Annotated in this window: 18 protein-coding genes, 1 tRNA gene and 1 riboswitch; of the genes, 5 read left to right on the top strand and 14 right to left on the bottom strand. The window is 57.9% G+C overall.

The window, feature by feature from the left end; genetic code table 11:
• Positions 1-376 precede the first annotated feature (376 nt).
• The 3 genes from VAE57_RS16595 to VAE57_RS16585 all read left to right on the top strand — a co-directional run bounded on the left by VAE57_RS16595 (position 377) and on the right by VAE57_RS16585 (position 3364).
• Positions 377-1870 carry a replication-associated recombination protein A gene (locus VAE57_RS16595; RefSeq protein WP_322822968.1) on the top strand — a complete coding sequence of 498 codons (1494 nt, stop codon included), beginning with the start codon at positions 377-379 and terminating at the stop codon, positions 1868-1870.
• Positions 1871-1946: 76 nt separating this feature from the next.
• On the top strand, positions 1947-3104 hold the full coding sequence (locus VAE57_RS16590) for an FAD-binding oxidoreductase (protein ID WP_322822967.1): 1158 nt from the start codon (positions 1947-1949) through the stop codon (positions 3102-3104).
• A gap of 14 nt (positions 3105-3118) precedes the next feature.
• A complete protein-coding gene (locus tag VAE57_RS16585) occupies positions 3119-3364 on the top strand; it encodes a hypothetical protein (protein ID WP_322822966.1) in 246 nt (81 codons plus the stop codon).
• 445 nt (positions 3365-3809) lie between these two features.
• Here VAE57_RS16585 and VAE57_RS16580 read toward each other — a convergent pair whose 3' ends face one another.
• The 6 genes from VAE57_RS16580 to VAE57_RS16555 all read right to left on the bottom strand — a co-directional run bounded on the left by VAE57_RS16580 (position 3810) and on the right by VAE57_RS16555 (position 8427).
• On the bottom strand, positions 3810-4577 hold the full coding sequence (locus VAE57_RS16580; protein WP_416208471.1) for an ABC transporter ATP-binding protein: 768 nt from the start codon (positions 4575-4577) through the stop codon (positions 3810-3812).
• A 376-nt stretch (positions 4578-4953) separates the two neighbouring features.
• Positions 4954-5943, bottom strand: coding sequence for an ABC transporter substrate-binding protein (locus tag VAE57_RS16575; RefSeq protein WP_322822964.1), 990 nt, complete (start codon positions 5941-5943; stop codon positions 4954-4956).
• The gene (locus VAE57_RS16570) at positions 5943-6761 is read right to left on the bottom strand and encodes an ABC transporter permease (RefSeq protein ID WP_322822963.1); all 819 of its coding nucleotides are present in this window, start codon (positions 6759-6761) and stop codon (positions 5943-5945) included. The genes VAE57_RS16575 and VAE57_RS16570 overlap by 1 nt, the downstream gene beginning before the upstream one ends.
• Complete coding sequence (locus tag VAE57_RS16565; RefSeq protein WP_012256333.1) at positions 6754-7047, bottom strand: thiamine-binding protein; 294 nt, start codon at positions 7045-7047, stop codon at positions 6754-6756. Before VAE57_RS16565 ends, VAE57_RS16570 begins: the two co-directional genes overlap by 8 nt.
• A gap of 81 nt (positions 7048-7128) precedes the next feature.
• A riboswitch (TPP riboswitch) is annotated at positions 7129-7244 on the bottom strand.
• 266 nt (positions 7245-7510) lie between these two features.
• A tRNA-Ile gene (locus VAE57_RS16560) sits at positions 7511-7585 on the bottom strand.
• 35 nt (positions 7586-7620) lie between these two features.
• A complete protein-coding gene (locus tag VAE57_RS16555) occupies positions 7621-8427 on the bottom strand; it encodes a methyltransferase domain-containing protein (RefSeq protein WP_416208470.1) in 807 nt (268 codons plus the stop codon).
• Positions 8428-8528: 101 nt separating this feature from the next.
• Between VAE57_RS16555 and VAE57_RS16550 the strand changes: the two genes are divergently transcribed.
• Positions 8529-8966 (top strand): phage holin family protein, encoded by a 438-nt coding sequence (locus VAE57_RS16550; protein ID WP_322822961.1) that lies wholly within the window; start codon positions 8529-8531, stop codon positions 8964-8966.
• A 1190-nt stretch (positions 8967-10156) separates the two neighbouring features.
• On the opposite strand, the gene VAE57_RS16545 is transcribed toward VAE57_RS16550, so the two are convergent.
• The 6 genes from VAE57_RS16545 to VAE57_RS16520 all read right to left on the bottom strand — a co-directional run bounded on the left by VAE57_RS16545 (position 10157) and on the right by VAE57_RS16520 (position 17164).
• Positions 10157-12043, bottom strand: a complete 1887-nt coding sequence (locus tag VAE57_RS16545) for a hypothetical protein (RefSeq protein WP_322822960.1) — start codon at positions 12041-12043, stop codon at positions 10157-10159.
• Between the two features lie 15 nt (positions 12044-12058).
• Positions 12059-12955 carry a sortase gene (locus tag VAE57_RS16540; protein ID WP_322822959.1) on the bottom strand — a complete coding sequence of 299 codons (897 nt, stop codon included), beginning with the start codon at positions 12953-12955 and terminating at the stop codon, positions 12059-12061.
• A 138-nt stretch (positions 12956-13093) separates the two neighbouring features.
• Positions 13094-14236 carry a pyridoxal phosphate-dependent aminotransferase gene (locus tag VAE57_RS16535; protein WP_322822958.1) on the bottom strand — a complete coding sequence of 381 codons (1143 nt, stop codon included), beginning with the start codon at positions 14234-14236 and terminating at the stop codon, positions 13094-13096.
• Positions 14237-14239: 3 nt separating this feature from the next.
• Positions 14240-15268, bottom strand: coding sequence for an LLM class F420-dependent oxidoreductase (locus tag VAE57_RS16530; protein ID WP_322822957.1), 1029 nt, complete (start codon positions 15266-15268; stop codon positions 14240-14242).
• A gap of 63 nt (positions 15269-15331) precedes the next feature.
• On the bottom strand, positions 15332-15949 hold the full coding sequence (locus VAE57_RS16525; protein WP_322822956.1) for an HAS-barrel domain-containing protein: 618 nt from the start codon (positions 15947-15949) through the stop codon (positions 15332-15334).
• Positions 15950-15952: 3 nt separating this feature from the next.
• Positions 15953-17164 (bottom strand): DNA double-strand break repair nuclease NurA, encoded by a 1212-nt coding sequence (locus VAE57_RS16520; RefSeq protein WP_322822955.1) that lies wholly within the window; start codon positions 17162-17164, stop codon positions 15953-15955.
• 307 nt (positions 17165-17471) lie between these two features.
• Between VAE57_RS16520 and VAE57_RS16515 the strand changes: the two genes are divergently transcribed.
• On the top strand, positions 17472-18788 hold the full coding sequence (locus VAE57_RS16515) for a folylpolyglutamate synthase/dihydrofolate synthase family protein (RefSeq protein ID WP_322822954.1): 1317 nt from the start codon (positions 17472-17474) through the stop codon (positions 18786-18788).
• 48 nt (positions 18789-18836) lie between these two features.
• On the opposite strand, the gene VAE57_RS16510 is transcribed toward VAE57_RS16515, so the two are convergent.
• Entirely contained in the window at positions 18837-19625 is a 789-nt protein-coding gene (locus VAE57_RS16510; protein WP_322822953.1) for an ABC transporter permease, read from the bottom strand.
• Positions 19626-19753: 128 nt separating this feature from the next.
• Positions 19754-21091 (bottom strand): GTPase HflX, encoded by a 1338-nt coding sequence (gene hflX / locus VAE57_RS16505; protein WP_416208468.1) that lies wholly within the window; start codon positions 21089-21091, stop codon positions 19754-19756.
• Positions 21092-21434: the final 343 nt, after the last annotated feature.

Raw genomic sequence — 21434 nt, 5'->3', positions numbered from 1 at the left:
ACTCTGATCGACTGCTACTGAAATAACAACACCGGTAACCGAATCCGGCTACCGGTGTCGTGTATTCGGCAACCCGCCGCCGAGGGATTATGAGGAAGGCGGAAGAGGGTTAGCGGGGAACAACAGAGGTAATGCACAGTTGTTTTTTTGAGGTTCGCTACAGTTGCCCCCCCAACGACGGGTGTTGCCTTCTCTACACACCTATAGCATACGACGCAGAGTTACGCCAGACAATAGTTCTTTACTCCCCCCTTCGATGACCCATGTGGTTTGCATATACTGGTATTAACATATCCAATCAAACCAGCACCGGGCAGTTCGCCGAATATGCTACAATCAAGGATAGTACAACCAGGGACTTACCGAAGCGTTGGCTATGCCACCTAAACCACGAGGAACAACTCTGTTCGATGCCCAACGACAGCAGGCGCTGCAACAACAGGCGCCACTAGCTGCCCGTATACGTCCGCGCACACTCGAAGAGTTCGTTGGACAGCATCATCTCGTCGGTGAAGGCAAACTACTCCGACGAGCGATTGCGAATGATCAGCTCTTTTCGCTGATTCTGTGGGGGCCACCCGGTAGTGGGAAAACCACGCTGGCACAAATTATTGCACACAGCACGAAAGCCCACTTCGAGCCGATAAGTGCAGTTAGTGCCGGAGTAAACGATTTGCGGCGAGTGGTGCAAGAGGCGCAAGACCGGCTCGGTATGTTCCAGCAGCGCACGGTAGTCTTTATCGACGAGATTCATCGCTTTAACAAGAGCCAGCAAGACGCCATCTTGCCCTACGTCGAAGATGGTACCATCATTTTAATTGGGGCAACGACTGAAAATCCATCCTTCGAGGTCAATTCAGCGCTCCTCTCGCGGGCCAGGGTCTTCAAACTCGAAGCCCTGACCGATGAAGAGATTGGGGTTCTGATTGACCGGGCACTCACCGATCGCGAACGCGGTCTGGGTGATTTGAAAATTATGCTCGCCCGTGATGCGCGTGACTACCTGGTCAACATGGCAAACGGTGATGCCCGAACTGCACTGAATGCCCTTGAAGCGGCGGTGCGCTCGAAACCGCCGGCGATTGGCGAAACCCGGTTGATCACAGTTGATGATATTCGTGATGCGCTGCAAAGCCGGGCTGTGCGCTACGACAAGCACGGTGAACTGCATTACGATGCGATTTCGGCGTTACACAAGAGTGTCCGCGATAGCGATCCCGACGGCGCACTCTACTGGTTGGGACGGATGCTCGATGGCGGTGAAGACCCTCTCTATATTGCGCGGCGCCTGGTGCGGATCGCCGTCGAAGACATCGGGCTGGCTGACCCACAGGCACTCCCGCAAACAGTCGCAGCCCAACAAGCGGTTCACTTTCTCGGTCAACCGGAAGGTGAACTGGCACTGGCGCAGGCCGTCGTTTATCTTTGTCTGGCACCGAAGAGTAATGCGCTCTACCGGGCTTATGGTGCGGTACAACGCGATGTTGCCGAGACGCGCAACGAACCTGTACCGCTCCATTTACGAAACGCGCCAACACAATTGATGAAACGGTTAGGCTACGGTAAGGGGTATGAATACGCTCACGACCTGCCAGAAGGGCGTTCGGATCAGGAGCATCTCCCGCCCAATCTGGCCGGACGCATCTATTACGAGCCGACTGGGCGAGGGTTTGAAGCTGTGGCGCGTGAACGGCTGGCCTGGCGTGAGGAGCGACGCCTGCAAACGCCACCGGCCCCGTCACCATTATCAGAGCCAGCACCCGGCGAAGAATCGCAATTGCCACCCGACGAGCTGGCACCTGGTGAAGAGCCGCAACTACCACCCGCTGCTTCCGCATCACGGCGGCGCGAAAAGCGGGGTAAGGTATAGCACGTGAACGATGCATTGAAAAACACAAAAACAAAGGACGCGCCAATGGTGGCGCACAGCAGGCGAGGTGAGACGTATGATTGAGCGGGCACAAGTGGTTATTATTGGTGCAGGTGTGATTGGAGCCAGCATTGCTTTTCATCTGGCCGAACGTGGCCTGCGCGATGTGATCATCCTGGAGCGTGAAGAGACCGAAATCAGCGGTAGTACGGCCCGCTCGGCGGCGGGAGTGCGCCATCAATTTTCATCGCGCACCAACGTGCTGTTGTCACGCTATAGCATCGAGCGTTTACGCCATTTCGAGCAAGAAGTTGGCGGCCACGCCGAATTACGTCAAGTTGGCTATCTGTTTTTGATCAACGACGAGCAAACCTGGGCGCAATATATGCGCAATGTGGCTATGCAGCGCGAGTTGGGGGTGCGGGTCGAGGTTTTAACACCCGCTGAAGCAGCCCGCTTTATCCCGCAGATGCGGACTGACGATCTGATCGGCGCCACGTTTGGTCCCGATGACGGATACTGCGATCCTTACGGTATTGCATTGGGTTATCTACGTGCTGCGCAGCGCCATGGCGTGCGGTTGTACCGGGGGAGACCGGTCACCGGCTTTCAGATCCAGGGCGGCCGGGTGATCGCCGTCGAAACACCAACCGGTACGGTGGGTTGTGAGTTCGTGATCAACTGCGCCGGGCCGTGGGCCGGTGAAGTCGCGGCACTGGCAGGTCTCGATCTACCGGTACGGCCATACCGACGCAATGTGTATATGACGACACCCTTCCCCGCGATTAGTGCCCCAATTCCGCTGACGATAGATGTGGGCAGCGGTTTCTACATGCGACGTGAAGGACAGAGCATTCTGATGGGCCGTTCAAACCCCAATGAGCCAAGCAGTACTAACACGAACGTGGACTGGGACTGGTTGGAGGCAGTGATCGAAGCCGGTATCTACCGCTTCCCCATTCTCGAAACAGCCGGACTGGCCGAGCAGCAGTGCTGGGCCGGGTTGTACGAGATTACGCCTGATCATAACCCGATTCTCGGTCGTCATCCCGATCTGGCCGGTTACATTGATGCCAGTGGCTTTAGCGGTCACGGCATTATGCACGCACCGGCTACTGGCTTACTCATCGCCGAAGAGGTGATTGACGGTCGAGCATATACGATCAACATCGACGAATTGCGGATCAACCGATTCCGTAGTGGTCATCTGGCATCTGAGTTTAATGTGATTTAGCGAGGTGATTTCCAATGACAATCGATGAAGCAATTGCCGAGATCAAGCGCCGGATCGCCGAGGTTAGTCCCAGCGCAGTCACGCGCGTCACTCGGGTTTCCGCAGAAGAGGCCAGCATCCGCGCTTACGCTCCCGCTGCCGACGAGCAAGCGATTAAGAATGCCACCAACGAATTCACGCTATCGCTCTTGACGAATGAAGGGCTTGAGGTGCAGGTGCTGGTGTACGATATTACGACTTCTCTGCCACCAGATGAGTAGGGCCTACGTAAAAAACAGACACGGGAAGAACAGGGAGGGGTGACACACAGGTCGCCCCTCCGTTATTGCTATGGGCCACGCCGGATGATCGGGTGTGCCATTGTCGGCGCTACCTGCGAGCATCTGACATCCTGACACCGGCGAGGGTAGCGTCCGCACGCCATAGAGGTTGTGAGGTCGGGCAGCACGGCAGCATGGCTGCCGCATTCCATACAGACGGTGATGTATCGGCTAACGCTGCCGGTGAAAGTGCGGCGGTGAGCACGGGCGGCGCGGCAACATGGCTGCCGCACTCCATACAGACGGTGATGTATTGGCTAACGCTGCCGGTGAAAGTGCGGCGGTGAGTTCAGGAGGAGCGACAGCATGGCTGCTGCACGCCCGGTCGACGGTATTCTGCTACCAGACCGCAAAGGCGTCCTGACGGAGATGCTCGAACGCAGTGCTACACATAGCGCTCTCCCGCCATCAAGACAGTCTGCAACTGGCGTTTCAGTCGCGCAAACGCTTGATCTGTCACCAATGCATACGAGCGTGGGCGAGGAAGTTCGACCTGTACCTCAAGGGCAATCCGGGCTGGCCGGGGAGTGAGCACATAGATGCGATCGGCCAGAATGATCGCTTCATCAATGTCATGCGTCACCAGCAGCACGGTACGGTCGAGACGATCCCACAATGACAGTAACCACTGCTGTAGTTGAGCACGGGTAAGCGCATCGAGGGCACCAAATGGCTCATCGAGAAGCATGACGGGCCGGTGCCAGAGCACTGTGCGCAGAAATGCAGCCCGTTGCCGCATGCCGCCAGATAACATTGCCGGTCGGGCATCACCCCACCCTTGTAAGCCAAAATCGGCCAGGAGCGCCCGCGCTTCCCGGCGAGCGGCTGCAACATCGCCGCCCTGCACGACGGTCGCCAGGACTGCATTCTCTACCACCGACAACCAGGGTAGCAGAGCATCGCGCTGTGGCATGTAGGCAACCTGACCGCGGCAACCGGTAACATCGTTCCCATCAATTACCACTGCCCCAGCATCAGGGGGTTCCAGTCCTGCGATGATGTTGAAAAGGGTCGTTTTGCCGCTACCGCTCGGCCCGATTACCGCCACGAATTCGCCTGCCGCGACCTGCATATTCAGGCCATCAAGCACGACGACCGGGCCGGTAGGGGTTGGAAAGGTTTTACGGATTGCCCGTATCTCAAGCGTTGCCATATGCACACCTGGTGCCGGTAGGTCCGGCATATGCTATTTGATCCTCTAAGATGAGCCAGATGATTGTGACGAGAACTTATGTCGTCGCCGCGACCAGCAGGGTAATCGGCGTGACCCGCGCTGGATCGTGAGCACGGCTGCCGCACGCCAACCGCCGCGACACGCGGATAACGAACGGGCAAGGCAGCCCAGCCAGCGCGTGATGGCAGCATACCGGGAGCAGGGTATACTGTCGTTGGTGATTAGCAAGCCATTCATAAGCCTATGCGATGGTCGGGTAGCACGACAGTCCAGCTCCTGTAAAAAATGTCACACCTGGATCGAGGGCAGTGGTGCGGCAGCAGAGCTTCCGCACCACATACCACCTCGTCACCTATCAAGGCAGAAACTCATTGGTAAATGCTTTTTCCGGTTCGATCATGCGGGCAATCAGGTTACGCTCGGCCATCCATTGGGCATAGGCTCGCCAGACTTCGAGCTTCTGTTCACCCCAGCGGGGAGCATCGGCCTGATACTGGGTGGACAGATACTCCTGGCTGCGACGCACCAGTTCGGCATCAAGCTCAGGTGCAGCCTGCAACAGAATCTCGGCTGCTTCGGCGGATCGATCAATGGCAAAGCGATAGCCGGCACTCGTCGCAGCCAGGAAACGACGTACCAGATCGGGTTGTTCGGCAATCATCTTCTCGCTGGTGATGATTACCGGTGTGTAGTAATCGGGAATGCACTGCACGTCGTTCATCATCACAATGTTGAGCGGTACACCGCGCACCTCGGCTTCGATGCCAGTCCAGCCCTTGAAAATCCAGACAAAATCGACTTCATCGCGTTCGGTCGCGACAAAAAAGTCGGAGCTACCGATGTCTACGAATTGTACCTGGTTGAACTGATCCCCTACGCCTGCGCATTCGAGTAGACCGCGAATTACCGCCTCTTCAATCGGTGAACCGAAGGCGCCGTATTTTTTGCCGATAAAATCGCGGGGACTGGTGATGCCCTCTTCGATCCGGCTAGCGAATCCGCTGGTGTTGTGCTGAATGATCGCGGCGATAGAGACAATCGGCACTCCTTCCACCCGCGCCTGGGTGACGCCTTCCTGGTACGAGATGCCAAAATCAAGACGACCGGCGGCTACCAGCTGCTCGACCGTACCACCCTCTTGCGCACCGAGAATCTCAACCTGCAATCCCTGATCGTTGTAGTAACCTTGCGTTTGCGCCACGTACAGACCGGTATGGTTCGTATTTGGCGTCCAGTCCAGACCAACGCGCACGGTAGTCAACGACGGCTCAGAATCTGCCGGTGTCGTTGCCGCGCCACAGGCTGTCAGGATGACGATCAGCCCTAAGAGTAACCATCTGCGCATCAACGTTCTCCTTTCCAGAAGACAATCCAGCGTTCGAGGAGACTGACCAGCGTAAACAGGGCAATTGTGAGCAAGGAAGTGACCAGCGCGGCCACAAAGACCTGATCGGTACGAAACGCCCGCAGTGAGCGAGCGATGTAGACCCCCAATCCGGCACTGGCGCCGATCCATTCGGCGAGGACTGCCCCGATCACGCTGTAAGTAATGGAGACTTTGATTCCGGTGAAAATGGCTGGCAGCGCAGCCCGTAATCGCAAGAGACGGAGCAGTTGCCAATAGCTTGCTCCCATCGCCTCTAACAGGCGACGCTGATCGCGGTCGGCGCTTTGCAGGCCATCAATCGTATTGACCACAATCGGAAAGAAGGTTATCAGCGCCACGACCAGCACTTTCGGCAATAGTCCAAAGCCGAAGCCAACCACCAGCAGCGGCGCAATCGCAACAATCGGTACCGTCTGCGAGGTGACCAGTAGCGGATAGATCGCTCGCCGCAGGACGGGCGAGGCGTCGAGGGCAATTCCCAGGCTAAAACCGGCAACCAGTGCCAGCGCGAAGCCAGGGATGGTCACCGTCAACGTCGCCAGCGTGTGACCGGTCAGCACCGGCAGACTGGCGAACAACGTGCGGACAATCCGCGAGGGCGGCGGCAGCAACCAGTCGGGAATCGCGAAATACCAGACCAGTCCCTCCCACAGGAGCAGCAGGCTGATAACGAGCAATGTCGGCGGGCCATACTCGAACAGACCGGCCCGCCACGAAGGACGCACTGCTACCATGACCGACGCCGCAGGCATCGATTGCGAGACATTGTCACTCATACTTGGCCAGCTTTTCGGCGATTGATGATCCATTGGGGTCGTAATCCACCTTGATGAGAGTAAAGACCCGACTGGCACCGGCTGCCAGTACCGCTTCTTGCGCCTGTTTGATCACCGCCATAATTGCATCGTAATCGCCTTCAATCGTGGTTTCCATCGGGCAGACACGGTAGGTCAGACCACTGGCGGCAACGACCGCAATCGCAGCATCTACAGCGGCATAGGTCGTTGCCTTATCAGGTAATCCGCCAGGCAGCACTTCAAAACTTACCGTTACCGACGCCATCACTGCACTCCTTTCCCCATCTCACAGCCAACCAAACCACGTACAAACAAAAACCGCCATTCCAGCGCTAAGGAATGACGGGGTATCATCAATACGCCTTCCCTCCGCTGGCATAACCCAGATCAGGTTCAAAGGGTCAGCGGCATCAATCGGGCCGCACTCTCAGCCGGGCTTACCCGGCTCCCCTGGCAGCGCGTATGCGCTTATGCAGTTTGGAAGGAATGATAGAAGGAACTGGTGCGGATGTCAAGCGTAGGAAATTATGAGATAGGAGATAGGAGATAGAAGATAGGGAAGAGGAGAGAGGAAGTAGGAGGGAGGGGAGAGGGATTATGAGTGGATGATAGACTGGGATTGTGTTGCGGCCCGGTATGCATGAACGGTAGCAGTCGGCACCCGGCTGGCGAGGCGCTGCTGATGTAGAGAGAGCAAAAAAACAGGCGACCGCACTATCGGTCGCCCCTGGTGGGCCGCCTCGGATTCGAACCGAGAACCTGTCGGTTATGAGCCGATTGCTCTGCCGTTGAGCTAGCGGCCCGTCAACCCTATTATAGCCAGAGATCGGCCCTGTCGTCAATTCAACGGACGCTGGCCAACCACCAGCAACATCGAACGTGTCGGCGGAATCGCTGCGGTGAGGGCAAAGAAGAGTGCCTTTGCCAGCACGCGATGCGGGGCACGCAGCAGTCGGCCTGCTTCAAGACCAACTCGCTCCCACGGCGCCTCGAACCGGCGCGACTCAATCCGAAAACCGGCCTGCTCGACCAGCCAGTTCAACTCTTCCATCGTGTAGGTGCGACTGTGGGTGGTATAGCGCGCCTCACCCTCTAACAACATCTGATGGCGAAACTCCTCACGAGTGCTGAGGCTCTGCCAGAGCAGCATGCGCAGGATTGCCCGTGCCCGGCTTTTCAGATACAGCTCGTTCGGGGTGGTGATCAACACCCGACCACCGGGCCGCAGCACGCGATAAAACTCGCGCAAGATCGGCAGTGGTGAGTAGACCATGTGCTCGATCACTTCAGAGAAAACGACCCAATCGAAGCTGGTATCAGGGTAGGGGAGCGGCTCCCGTTCCAGGTTCACCTGGCGCACCTCGACACCCAACCGATCCCAGAGTGCTTTGCGGGTAAAGGGGTCGAGATCGGCGCCACTGACCTGAAAGCCAGCACCCACCAGCAGCTCGGTGAAATGGCCAGGCGTGACCCCTACCTCCAGCACACGCGCACCATTGGCCGGCCCCATCGCCTGCAACATGGCGGCGAACCGATAGCGGTGCAGGCGAAAATACGCCTCTTTACCATCAGCCCGCGCACTCTGCTCGACACGGGCAAACAATGCTGTCTGGTCAACTTTTGTCATTGTCTGTTCGTCAATCATCATAGCGGTTGTCAGCACACGTAATGCCGCGCCGTATAGTATCATACTCACGGCAGATGAGCGAGTCGTACCGATTTGTACAGAGATGGAAGGAGCAAGTCGTGAATTCATCACCTCCATCCTCACGACCATCACGCATTGACTATAGCCGGCTCTTCTTGCGCTGGCTCATCTATTCGCTGGCCATCTTTGCCGCAGTCTGGATCGTGCCGGGGATCGAGTTCAGCGGGCCGGGGTGGCAGATTGGCATTGTCGCTCTGCTGTTTGGGCTACTCAATGCCTTGCTGCGCCCACTGCTCTACCTACTGACCTGCCCGCTCGTTATTCTCACCCTCGGCTTGTTCGGTCTGGTGATTAACGCCCTGTTACTTGGCCTGACCTCAGCCCTGGCCGATCAGCTCGGCATCGCCTTCACCGTTGATGGGTTCTGGCCGGCATTCTTCGGCGGTCTGGTCATCGCTATCGTGAGCACGACCCTGCAATACCTTGCCGGTGATGTGCAGGTGCGAATTGTGGTGGATCGACGACCACCAGAGTAGCAGTTTGCGCTTGAACTCACGCGAGCATTGCACGGGTTAGACACCAGGCCACCAGATCATTGTCACTGTAGTGGTCTCACATTTCAGAACGGATATCATTGCCAGACCGGATGGTCCTTACCGCGTTGTGAGGCGTGCGGCAGCGTGGATGCCGCGCCAGCCGTGCTTACGGTCAGGAGCGGGGGGCGGGGGGTTCCCCGCGAGTTATGGAGACAACCTGCGTACAGAGTACGTCCGTCACTTTACCATACGGTAATCTGCCTGCGCATGAGCGCTGGCGTGACCGGAAACGTATTTTTGCCTGTGTACACCACGTCTCTGCGCGGAATAGCGTACAATGTAGCCATGCGTCGATCAGGGTGTTAAATGTTAGATGAACGAATCCGTACCCTGCTCTTGAAAGCACCGATCATAGCCGGCAGGAAGCAGAGCGGACTGCTCAGACATAAGGATCATCACTATGAGTCTGGGTACAATGCTGAATACACGGACGATCAACTATCGCCAACTGATCGGTATTGGGAAACGCTGAGGAATGAACAGAACCTCAGCGCAAACCCGCCGTCGAATGCATCAACACGCCCCAGAGCTACTCGCCGTTCTCCCCTCGCCCGCGCTGCGGGAGAGGGGCCGGGGGTGAGGGTGGGTCGCATAACATCACCGGACACAGTACCATCATCATCCGCTCATCATCCATCGTGCCAGCACCGTGCCTGAGCAAGACAGCCTGTGAACCGGTTCGTGCGCCTGTGTCGATGTCAGGAAGCATTGCCTGTGGCGCAAGGTTTGGCGTGTGGCTGCCATGTCGCCGCGCCGGATGTGCTCGCCATCAGATGTATGATCCTGATACCACGCCTGAACGATGCACTGCCAGGCACCAGTAGGGGCACGGCATGCCGTGCCCCTACACTGCCGACGACAACCAACCGACTTGCCGATGGTACACCTGAACGATGCACATTGTTGAGCGAGATTTGATATTACATCTGGCAGCTTAGGAAACCCGTGGCAACCAGCCAGCCATCACCACCAGCACTGCGCCCGATCACGGAATCAGCGCTCCTGCACAGCGACGAACAACAGGTAGATTGCCATTAGCACGCTCGACGCCCCTTCGGTACGAAGATGACGCCGGAAAGATGCACATCGCTGTGCAGGAGCTGGTACCAATCTCCTATCTTCCTCTAACGTCAAATCCGCTCGCGAGCACGGTGCAGCCGGATGGTGCGGGTGAGCAGGGTTGCACCAAGTAACAACACTCCCAGGAACGGAATACCGGCGCTGGTGTTGGGCAAAGGTGCCTGGTCGCTACTCGCGCCCCCTGCCGCTGGCGGTGTTGTGGTCGGCGTGGTTGTTGCGGCTGGCATCGCACCTCCACCCAGCACAATATCAGGTGTCGCGGTTGCCGTAGCCGTGGCCGGTGCAAAGGTTGCGGTTGTACCAGCCGTCGGCGAAACCACCGTCGCGGTGAGGGTGGCCGGCGCACGGGTTGCGGTTGCTGTAGTGGCCTGTTGATCACCAACAACCAGTACCGTACTGATATTCGAGAAGACTGGTCGGCTGAGGTCGCGTTGGTTGGCCTGCGCCTGCACGACCAGGAGGGTACCGGCAGCAACATCTGAGCGAATGCGGGTAGCGATGGTCACCTCGACCCGTTCACCGGGTGCTAAATCTGGCGCAAGGTAGGTTACCGTCTGACCGTTGATCGTCGGGTCGGCACCCCGACTCGCGTTTGCACCCAGCACCTGGAGATTCGAGGGCATAACGCTACGCAGGCTCACGGCACTCACCGTCTGCGCCGGGTGTGTGTTGCCGAGCACAATGGTAAACACGATGTCTTGCCCGGCGTAAGCACTTCCCCAATCACTGGCGAGCCGTAAGAGCAGATCACTCTCGGCGAACGCAGCCGGTGCCGGCGGCTCGGTTGGTGTTGGTGAAGCTGCCGCGGTTGGCGTATTCGTTGGCGGTGCCGGCGGACGTGGCCGTGGTGTCGCCGTTGGCCGTGGCGCAACTGTTGCTACCGGTGCCGATGGTGGCGGCTCGGTGGGCAAGATTACCGGCGGCGGTGGCGCAGTTGGTGGTGGCGGTGATGTTGGTGCCGGTGGTGGTTCGGGCGGACGTGGCGGTGGCGGTGGTGATGTCGGGCGCGGTGGTGATGTTGGCTGAACGACCGGCGTGTTTGTTGCCGTTGGGTTCGATGTCGTAGGGACAGGTGTTAACGTGACCGGTGTGGCAGTTGGGGTGTTGGTGGTAGTAGCCGTAGCCGTTACTATCGGTGTTTCGATGGAAGGACTGGTAGGGACAGCCCCCCCGGCAACGGTGACATTAACCACATTGGAAACCCCAACCTGCGAACTACCCTGTTCCAGAACAGCCTGATTCGGAATAATCAACCCTTCAGTTGCCGATGAACGTACCCGCACCTGCAACGTCACCGACGCCGGGTTGAATCGACTTACCGTCAGGGTGCAGAGTACGGTCTGACCTGTAAAACATGTTCCCCCAAAAGCGGACGCCTCTACCGGTTCCAGATTCGCATCCAGTACATCGCGCAAGGTGAGCGTAATCGGGCTATCACTCTGCGTGGTGACTGCCAGACTGTAGCTGAACGATTGCCCGATACTGACAGTGCTCAACGAAGCAAATTTGCTCACGCGGGTCGTACCCGGTGTCGGTGAGGGGGTGAATGTTGGGAGTGATGTATTGGTCGGTGTGACCGTGGTCTCGGTCTGGGTATTAGTCGGTGTGACCGTGGTATCGGTCTGAGTACTGGTCGGTGTTAGTGTATTGGTCGGCACCGGCGAACCCGGTGTAGCCGTCAAGGTTGGTGTATTCGTCGCCAGTGGAGTAAATGTCGGTGGTCGTTGTTCGAGGCTGGCCGACGTTTCGGTCGCAGCCATTAGTTCCTGGGCAGGCGCAACCGGTGGCCTGATCCAGTTCAGCCCTTCCAGTGTGAGCGGCACCACGATCATCAACACACTCACCGTAATTGCCATGATCTCCCAGATTGTCCATGGTGCCGGTGCGCGTCCACGACCGGGAGGGAGTCTGGTTGCAGGTGACGGCTTTGGTGGCATACGATCTCCTCAATCTCAACTGAGTGGACGCGAATCGACCAGATCGGCAACGACGACCAGGCGCTGCGTGTCCCAGTTGGTACAGGTTATCAGGGTCAAAACAGGGGTCGGTGTCGGATCCATCACTTCAACCTGGGTCGGCCAGACGTTACGCATCTCGCGCACTCGATATCGGTATACCCAACCGCCCGTCTCCAGAAATATCTCATCGCCGGTACGCAGTGCCGGCAAATCGCGAAATACGGCACCTCGCAAGCCGGCATGTCCGGCCAGCACGGTATTGCCCGTCGTGCCTGGTAGGGCCGTGCCGTGATGATACCCGGCAGCATATTCAGCGACCTGCCATGCGCCATCAACGACAAAGACCTCGTACACCGGCGTGTCGAGCTGAATACTGGGAATACGCAGTCGCTGCGGTCGCGGATCGGTCTTTGGAAGCGGCTTCACATTGGTCTGCGGGGCAAGATAATCAGCCGGCTCAACCGCCAGACCAGGGTCGGTGAAGGGTAGTGCCGGTAAGTGCGGTGCGGCTGCCGGCGGTGCAACCGGGGCTGGAGGAGGTGGAGTGATTACCTCTGCCGGCTGGTTCTCACCCCGCCAGGCTCGCCACCAGTCGCGGCCATAGCCGTCGATGAACCAGTAGGAAAAGACGATCACCATTGTGGCAAAGAGCAAGATTTCGGCGATGAGCAATGTGCGATCCACCCAGTTGCGCAACAGGAAGCCGCGTAAGGCTTCTTCACGATACGCATCCCGTGAACGCAGGCGCAGCGGACGAAACGGATCGCGCCGGGCAGGCAGATCGTTCAAGAGCAAATGTTGCAGCAGATCATTGTCACCGGTACGCTGTACCGGCGAGGACGAGGTTGACGACCGTTGACTGGCAGATCGGCGCTGCGAAAAAGTGGTCATTGTTTTACTGTCTCTGAAGCCAGTACCGGCAAGTCGATTGAAAGCATTATACACGACGATAGGATCATCTGCAATAGTCTGACCGATAGAATGAGCGATTCTCTACGATCAATCGTCGTCAAGTGTAAAAGAAAGTGTTTACGCCAACGCCGCACAGAGCCGTTCGACCCCCAACGCAAAGCTTTCAGGTTCACTGAGTGCCGACAGCATGAGATGGCAACCCGGCACGTCGCCGTAGAAGTAGCCGGGATGGACAAAGACCCCATGGTCGAGCAGGAAAAGTACCAGTGCCTCTTCGTCTTCCCACCCGTCAATGGCCGGGAAGAGATAGTAGCCGCCGGCAGGCGGGCGGGCACGAATGCGCGGATGATCGGCAAACCGTTGCAGCGCCAGAGTCAGGTTTGTCCGTACCCGTTCGACCATCGCCTGTACAAACGGTTCGCCCTGAGCAAACAGGGTTGGCAAGAGATATTGACTCAGCGCATTCGCACCCAGCAGGGTATCGTTTAACAGTTCCAGCCGGGCGGCAAACTGGCGAGCCGGCTGGTTGAGCGCGATCCAACCCAATTTCAGGTCGGGCAGGGCAAAGAGTTTCGAGATGCCGTTGAGGGTGAAGACCGGTAGCTCTGGATGGAGCGCCGCCAGGGGGGGCGTGGTCGGTGCAGCATAGGTAAACGGCGCAAAGACCTCGTCACAAATAACTGGAATACCCAGGAGATCGAGCGTCGCTATCGGCGCATCGATGATGGCACCGGTTGGATTGTGGGGCGACACAATCAAAATCGCCCGTGTTCGCTCATCGGCCAGCCGACGGAGCGAACGGGCATTGATCCGCCAGTTTCGTTCTTCGTCAAGCTGATAGGAACGCAATTCAAGGTTGCGCAGGGCGGCAAGGTACTCGAACAGCGGATAGGTGACATTCGGCACCAGCAGGTTGTCGCCGGGGTCGGCCAGCAATGCGAAGAGCAGGCTGTAGGCTTCACTCGTGCTGGCCGTGAGAAAGACATCGTCGGGCGTCACGATCAGGGGCGGCGTGCGGCGGGCGTAGTACGTTACAATGGCCGTGCGCGCCACCAGATCGCCCCGTGGATCGGGATGGTAGCGGCGGGTTGACCAGTAAGGTGTGGCTGCATTCGCCAGGATGTCGGCAGGGAAGATCAATCCCTGCGTCGTCGGGTTGCTGCTGGTCAAATCGATCAGATCGCCTCGTGCCATTCGCGCTCGCCGTGCCAGTTCGAGCCGCGTCGGGGTCAGGTCAAGTTGTGAGAAGACACCAGCCATCGCCTACTGACCATTCAGTGACATTGTCAGATGACGCCAGAAGTCATCTCGTTCCCCGGGAATAAACGGTATGTAGAGGGCAACTCGATCAAGCAGCCCTTCGTAGCGTTCCTTGAGAGCCGCCGGCAGATCGGCAGGATCGGCTTCGACGGCAAAGGTTGCTACCATGGTGTCATCGATCAGACCGGTCATCTCGGCCCAACGCTGTTGGGCTGCCAGACGTGATAATTCTTCACCGACCGCATCCCATCCATGACAGGATAAAACGGCCCGGTAAGTTGGGGTTGAAGCGTAGAAGGCAATCTGCTGCCGTACCATCGCCCGCATCCGCTCGCGTTCGGTCTTGTCGTTCCCGGTGATGACGAGTACGCTGCCGGCTATCGCACAGGCTGAGGGATCGCGACCGGCAGCCGTCGCGCCGGCGGCGATTTGCGGACGCAACACCTCGCGTAGATAGCGGGCACTGGTGAGGGGATGGGCGTGAAAGCCATCGCAAACCTCACCGGCCAGATGCGCCAGCCCGGTATTCACACCGGCGATATAGATCGGGATGTCAGGATGGGCGATAGGGCCAGGGCTGAAGAACGGCGTCATGAGTGTGTGCTGGTAGTACTGGCCACGATAATCGAGCTTCCCCCCAGTTTGCCAGCAGTACCAGATGGCGCGTAGCGCACCGATATAATCGCGCAGCCGCCCGACGGGCGAATCCCATACGCTACTGAAGCGACGTTCGATATGGGCTTTGACCTGGGTGCCCAGGCCGAGAATAAAGCGTCCACCACTGAAGCCGGCCAGGTCCCACGCAATCTGTGCCGTGACCATCGGGCTACGCGGGAATGCGATTGCCACTGCCGTGCCAATGGTTAACTGTTGCGTATGCTCGGCAGCGATGGTCAGGGCCAGAAACGGATTATGCGCTGTTTCTGGTGACCAAAGTGCGGCAAAACCGAGCGCTTCCGCAGCTTTTGCGACGTCCGCAGCACCGGGCAGTGGATTGGCATCAACCTGAAAGGCAGCATCGAGGAGAAGCATGGCTTTTTCCATTCATTCTCTTGCAAAGCGATCACAACTCTGTTAAGGAAATGTCTTATCACCTCAGGGACGCAAACGGTGCAATAATGCCGTTAACCGATCATAGTCATCTTTCAGCAACCGGGCAAGTTCACGGCCAACCCGCACCAGATAGGCCGGACCATCACGCCGGGCCAGAGCAATCGCCCGTACCGCCGCCGTCAGCAACTCGTCGGCGGGTAAGCCAGGTGCCAGCAGCACGGTACGCAAGAAGTCCAGATGATCACCAAACGCCGCTAATTCCTCATTCGGGCATGGGTACACCGAATAGTGGACGGGGGGCGGTTGTGGTGGCAGGCGCTGGATCAAGCGCCCATGCAGAGTATAGCCGACCATCAACGCCGTAAATTCGGTTTGCAACACGACCCTCAGATCAGGATGGGCGCGATAAATCTCATCGTCGTACAGATAACGCCCAGTGTACGTTCTCCCACGCACGATTGCCCGCCCACCCGGCTCGCGACTGCCGGTATGAATGTCGTAGATCAAACCGTAGACGTGTAATCCCTGATCGGTCGTGGTTGCCCGTACCAGTGATCCAAACGGTGGCGAGGCGAGGAGTTCATACGTCGCAGCCACGAAGTGGATGGTTGACGACTCGATGACCTCGCCGATCCGACCATTCTGTGCTTCTGATTGCATAGGTTATCCCTGAATAAACTGCTTACGCTCACGTTTTGCTGAAACACCGGTCGGCACCTCAGCCTGGCGCAAAACCCCGGCTACCATCTGCTCGAAGACCCGCCGCTCGGCACTGCGTATGACGGCCTGTTCGTGGGCACGTTGCAACACGACCGGGTAGCCTTGACCACGCATTGCCTGATCGTACACCAGCGCATGCACCTGTGCAACCATGCCTGGTTGGTCGACAACCCATGCCGGTATTTCGATCCGCGCCAGCTCGCGCCCAATCCGCAGGAAGAAGAAATGAATTTGATGATCGCCATACCCTTCGATGCTGATCCGACTCCACGAGCGAAAGATCGGGCTGCGCTCACCTTCTTGCAATCTGGTCGCGAAGAGATCGGCATCGATGACATCCTGGCAGATCATACACGATGGCGTCCTGCCTTGCTTCGCATCGCTGCACTGCGCACAATTTGCCCCGCGCTGCGCGGGCACATTCACATCCGGGCAGAACATCAGACGCATCAGTCCCATCACCTCTGGCGAGCGGGTGCGACTGATATACGATGCTACCGGGATACCGATCTTCCGCATCTGCTCCAGGTAATCAAGGTACTGACCTAAAAAATGATCACGGATGAACTCGTCAGCATTTGCCAGTGCCCAACGGATTAATGTGCCGTCCTGGAGCGCCAGCCGGGGAATGGTTGTATCGTTGAGGTGCGTTGCCGCAAACCGGCCTAATGCCACGCCCTCTTCGACATCACGACGCACGCTTAACACCGCCCCCTCTACCGGGATACGATGAGTATCCTCGTGAAGGTACAGGTCGTCCTCACTGAAATAGAGCCGTGGTGACGACTCCAGGTACGCTTCCGGTTGCACACCGTAGCGCAGGTAGACCTGACCGATGTTGATCAGATAGCAACTGACCTCGCCGTGCCGATCCACATCAATATGCGAGCCGTCAGTGGCCACGACTGCATAATCGCTAGGGAGGGTCGCTATCCGACCGATGGTATCGAGCGGTTCAACCGGTTCAGCCAGCAACCAGTGCGCCGAGCTTGCACTAAGGCGCACAGCATCCGCCCAACGCTGCTCACACCCCACCTCGTTCAGATAACGTGTGGCAATCTGCACCATCCGCGTCTCCCGTTGTGCAACCGAACGGGCGGCATTCTGCCCCATTGCCCGCAATTGTTCACTCAGCGCAGCCAGATTGAGTGTCATCGCTCTCCTCCGCTCACCTGTTCGTATCGTTCAGCATAGACGATATGACGCAGCCTGTCAATCCCGTTCCGCCTCGCTCAGGATGTGCCTGCACGTGCAGGAGTAACATTCAGCGCCAGTCGTGCTCTGGCTCCCTGGCCCAGGGCGAACATTTACCCCCGTGCGCCCTACGGCTGATGGCACTGACGGATCGCGATCAATGCCATCTCAGACAACCACCACCTTCCGGTCAATGGTATGATGGATTAACATATTGTTGCAGTGTACCGGCTGGTTCCGGGCAAGCACAGGGCAGGAAAAGCAGGATATGCAGATTACAACCTATCAGGAAGCACTCGATTACATCTACAGTTTCATCGATCCTACCCGTCAGGGATCGCCCGATCCGACGATTGCGGCACGAGCGCTGACCCGGATCACAGCCTTACTGGACGCTGCCGGGAATCCACATCAACAACTGGCGGCGGTTGTCGTTGCCGGTACCAAAGGAAAAGGAAGTACCTGCGCCTTGATTGAAGCTATGGCCCGCGCCGCCGGTCTACGGGTAGGCTTGTGGACGTCGCCTCACCTTAGCTCGTACCGCGAACGCATCCAGATTGATCGCGAACCGATCTCGCAGGCGACGCTGGTTCAGCTTGTGCGGGATGTCCAACCGATTGTTGACGCCTTTGACACCACTACCTATGGCCGTCCCAGTACATTCGATATCGGATTTGTAATGGCAATGCACCATTTTGTAGCAGCTCACGTCGATCTGGCAGTCGTTGAGGTCGGTCTGGGGGGACGTTTCGATGCGGCGGCGACCATCACTCCTCTCGTCGCGGTGATCTCGTCGATCAGCTACGACCACATGGCGATTTTGGGGCCAACGCTGCACGACATTGCCTATAACAAAGCGGGTATTATGCGGCCAGGCAGACTGGCGATTACCGTACCACAACACCCGGAAGCAGCCGCGGTCTTTGCCGCCGAAGCCCAGGCGGTCGGCGTCCCACTCTGGCTGGCCGCCGAACACGCGGTTGAACCGTGGCTGGCGTCTGGTCAACCGCTCACCTACCCAGGCCCGCCGCAACCGGTGCGCCTGCGCGGTGGCTTCCAGCGCGAAAACGCTCGTCTGGCGATGGGAACTGCTCTGCTGTTGCGTGAGCAGGGAGTGCCGATTGATGGTCAGGCAATCCGGCGTGGGCTTGCTGAAGCCTGGTGGCCGGGGCGTTTCGAGTTGATTGCCGGCCCTCCCCGCATCCTTATCGATGGTGCCCACAACGGAGACTCGGCGCAGAAACTGTGGCAGGCCATTAGCGATGAGCTACCGCATCGGCAGTTTATTCTCGTGCTCGGCACCTCACGCAATAAAGACATTGCGGCTATCGCCGCTGCCCTGGTGCCACAGGCAGCCCACGTGATTATCACGCGCTCGAACCACCCCAAAGCGATGGATCTCGACCGGATTGCCGCCGAGGTTGCCCCCTTCACCAATGCACCGATTCAGATTGTGCCGGTTGTGGCTGAAGCCCTGGCGACCGCACAGGCGCTGGCCGAACAGGACGATTTGATTTGTGTCACCGGCTCGCTGTTCGTCGTCGGTGCAGCCCGCGAAGCCCTGAGTCTGGCGGTCGCAGATTGAGGGTGAACGGTCGGTAGCGGCGGGTTGTTCAGCGGTAACGGAGCAGCGCTACGACGAAGCGCTGGTGTACGAGCGCAGACCAACCCGCCAGAAAGCGCGTGACGCCAGCAAGAGGATAGCGGCGATAATCGGCGCCAGCAACAGATAGAAGGGATCGAGTAAGCCAATTAGGGCTGCCGCCGGAAAGGTGGTCAAAAAGGCAATCGGAATCACGAAGGTCAGCACCAGACGAAGCCACTGGCTGTACGCCGTCACCGGAAAACGACCGGTTTCATAGATCGCAGTGAGCAGCTCGGTGACATTCTCGACCTGTACCAGCCAGAAGGCAGTGGTGACCAGCAACATCCAGATCGCATACGCGATCACCATACCGCAGGCCAGCAAGAAGAGGAAGGCAAGGAGCTGGAATGGCGTCGGCCAGATCTGACCAAGCCAGAGACCGTAGACAATCAGACCGAACCCGACCAGAAAATCAGGCAACACCATCAGATTGATCTGGCGCAGGGACGCCATAAACTGGCTGTCAACCGGCTTCACCAGCACAAAATCCAGCGTTCCTTTTTGAATGTGTTCAACGATCCGGGTGATGTTAGGTCGCATGATCCCGTCAATCAAACCCTCAAAAATGCGGAACATACCGACCACCAGCAGCGCCTGGGGCAGCGTCCAGCCACCGAGGGTGCCGGTAAATTGAAAAAAGACCAGCGTGCCCAGCACACCCCACAACAACCAGAGCACACTTTGGAAGAGCGAGGTCAAAAAGTTGACCCGATACTCTAGCGCGATCTGTAAACTGTTATGTACGAAGAGGACAAACAGGCGGAGATAGCGCAGCATAACCGGCCAGATTTTCTAATCGGTACCCTTCACGATAACACAGAACGCACGTCAATCGTCGAACCACATCCCACAATTGACGTGCATTCTATTTCATTACTCAGTGCGGAAACAGACCGTTTTTCTACTCACAACGAGCTACGGGCAAAGCGGGCAAACTGGGGAGCGAGAGCCGGAGGCAAGCGCCCGACGATATGGGCACCATCACCCTCAAATTCCTCTACCTCAATAACGCCGCGCTGCCGCCAGAGCGCCACCAGATCGTTCCGCTGGTAGGGAATATAGGCATCAACCCGCACCATACGCTGGGCCAGCATCATCACAATACGCTCACCCAACGTTTGCAGCCCCCACCCGCGTTGGGCCGAAACAGCGACAATATCGGTTGGCAAACCCATCTCAGCCGCAATCTGCCCGACATCCTCCGCCGTCGCTCCTGCGAGCAAGTCAATCTTGTTGAGCACGGTCAAAACCGGCTTATGATCTACCCCCAACTCCCGTAATGTCTGCTCAACCGTTTGGGCGTGCTCCTGGGCATTGCGATGCGTGACATCAACCACGTGCAGCAAGAGATCCGCCTCCTCGATCTCCTCCAGCGTAGCCCGAAATGCAGCCACAAGCTGCGGCGGCAGCTTCTGGATGAAACCGACCGTATCGGTCATCAACGCCACAATATTGCCGGGCAACAGCACCTGGCGGGTTGTTGGGTCTAGCGTGGCGAACAGCTTATCCTCTGCCAGCACATCAGCCCCAGTCATTGCGTTGAGCAGCGTGCTCTTACCGGCGTTGGTATAGCCAACAAGGGCAATTACCGGAATGCCGGTTTGCCGACGACGCTGACGGTACAATTCCCGGTGGCGGTGGACATCGGCCAACTGATCTTTCAACCACGCAATTCGCCGCTCGATCAACCGACGGTCAATTTCAAGCTGCGTCTCACCAGGGCCACGGAGACCAACCACCCCACCTGCTGCCGTACCACCGGTACCGGCCTGACGTTCAAGGTGTGTCCACTGACGACGCAGACGGGGCAGCAGATACTGGTACTGCGCCAGCTCAACCTGAAGCCGCCCTTCGTGGGTACGCGCATGGCGGGCAAAGATGTCCAGAATCAACCCGGTACGATCAATGACCTGGGTCTGAAGCTCTTCTTCAAGGTTGCGGGTCTGCGCCGGACTAAGTTCATCATCGAACACAATCAGGTCAGCCTGCGTCTGCTCGCGCAACGCAGCCACCTCTTTGACCTTACCGGGGCCGATGAAAAACTTGGGTTGTGGTTCGGGTAAACGTTGAAAAATCCGACCGACCACCTCTAGCTCCGCCGTCTGAGCAAGCAATGCCAGCTCATCGAGCGAGTCTTCGACCGGCCAGGGACTGCGCATACTGGCAATTTCAGCTCCTACCAGCAATGCACGCCGGCGTGGTACAGCCGTTGGGTATAAGCGTTTTCCGTCGTTGGTGCGCAACTCGTTAATAGCTGTCTCCTTTGACTAAATATGACGATATAACTGTTACCTGGATTATAGCACTGTTTGGTTTGCATCTTCAAGAGCTTCAGTCGGCATTCCTCCCCTGGAGGCAGCCGATCCACACCTGGCATGCAAACCCATCCCAATCATGTGGTGCAACAATCTCAATATAGCATCCGCGCAACCAGACATGAACCTTCTTCGGACGGATTTTGCAAATAATGATCGGAGCCGGCCCCATCCAGGCACCAATACAACAACTCGCTATAGCATGCGCGTACCCAGACAGCGCTGCCCGTCCATATGGAGAGGGTGGAAGCCGTGTTGGCGCCAGTTCAGG

The organism is Chloroflexus sp. (assembly GCF_034434295.1).
Lineage (GTDB): Bacteria > Chloroflexota > Chloroflexia > Chloroflexales > Chloroflexaceae > Chloroflexus.
The sequence above is the reverse complement of the archived record's forward strand: the minus strand, read 5'-3'. Positions and strand labels throughout refer to the sequence as shown.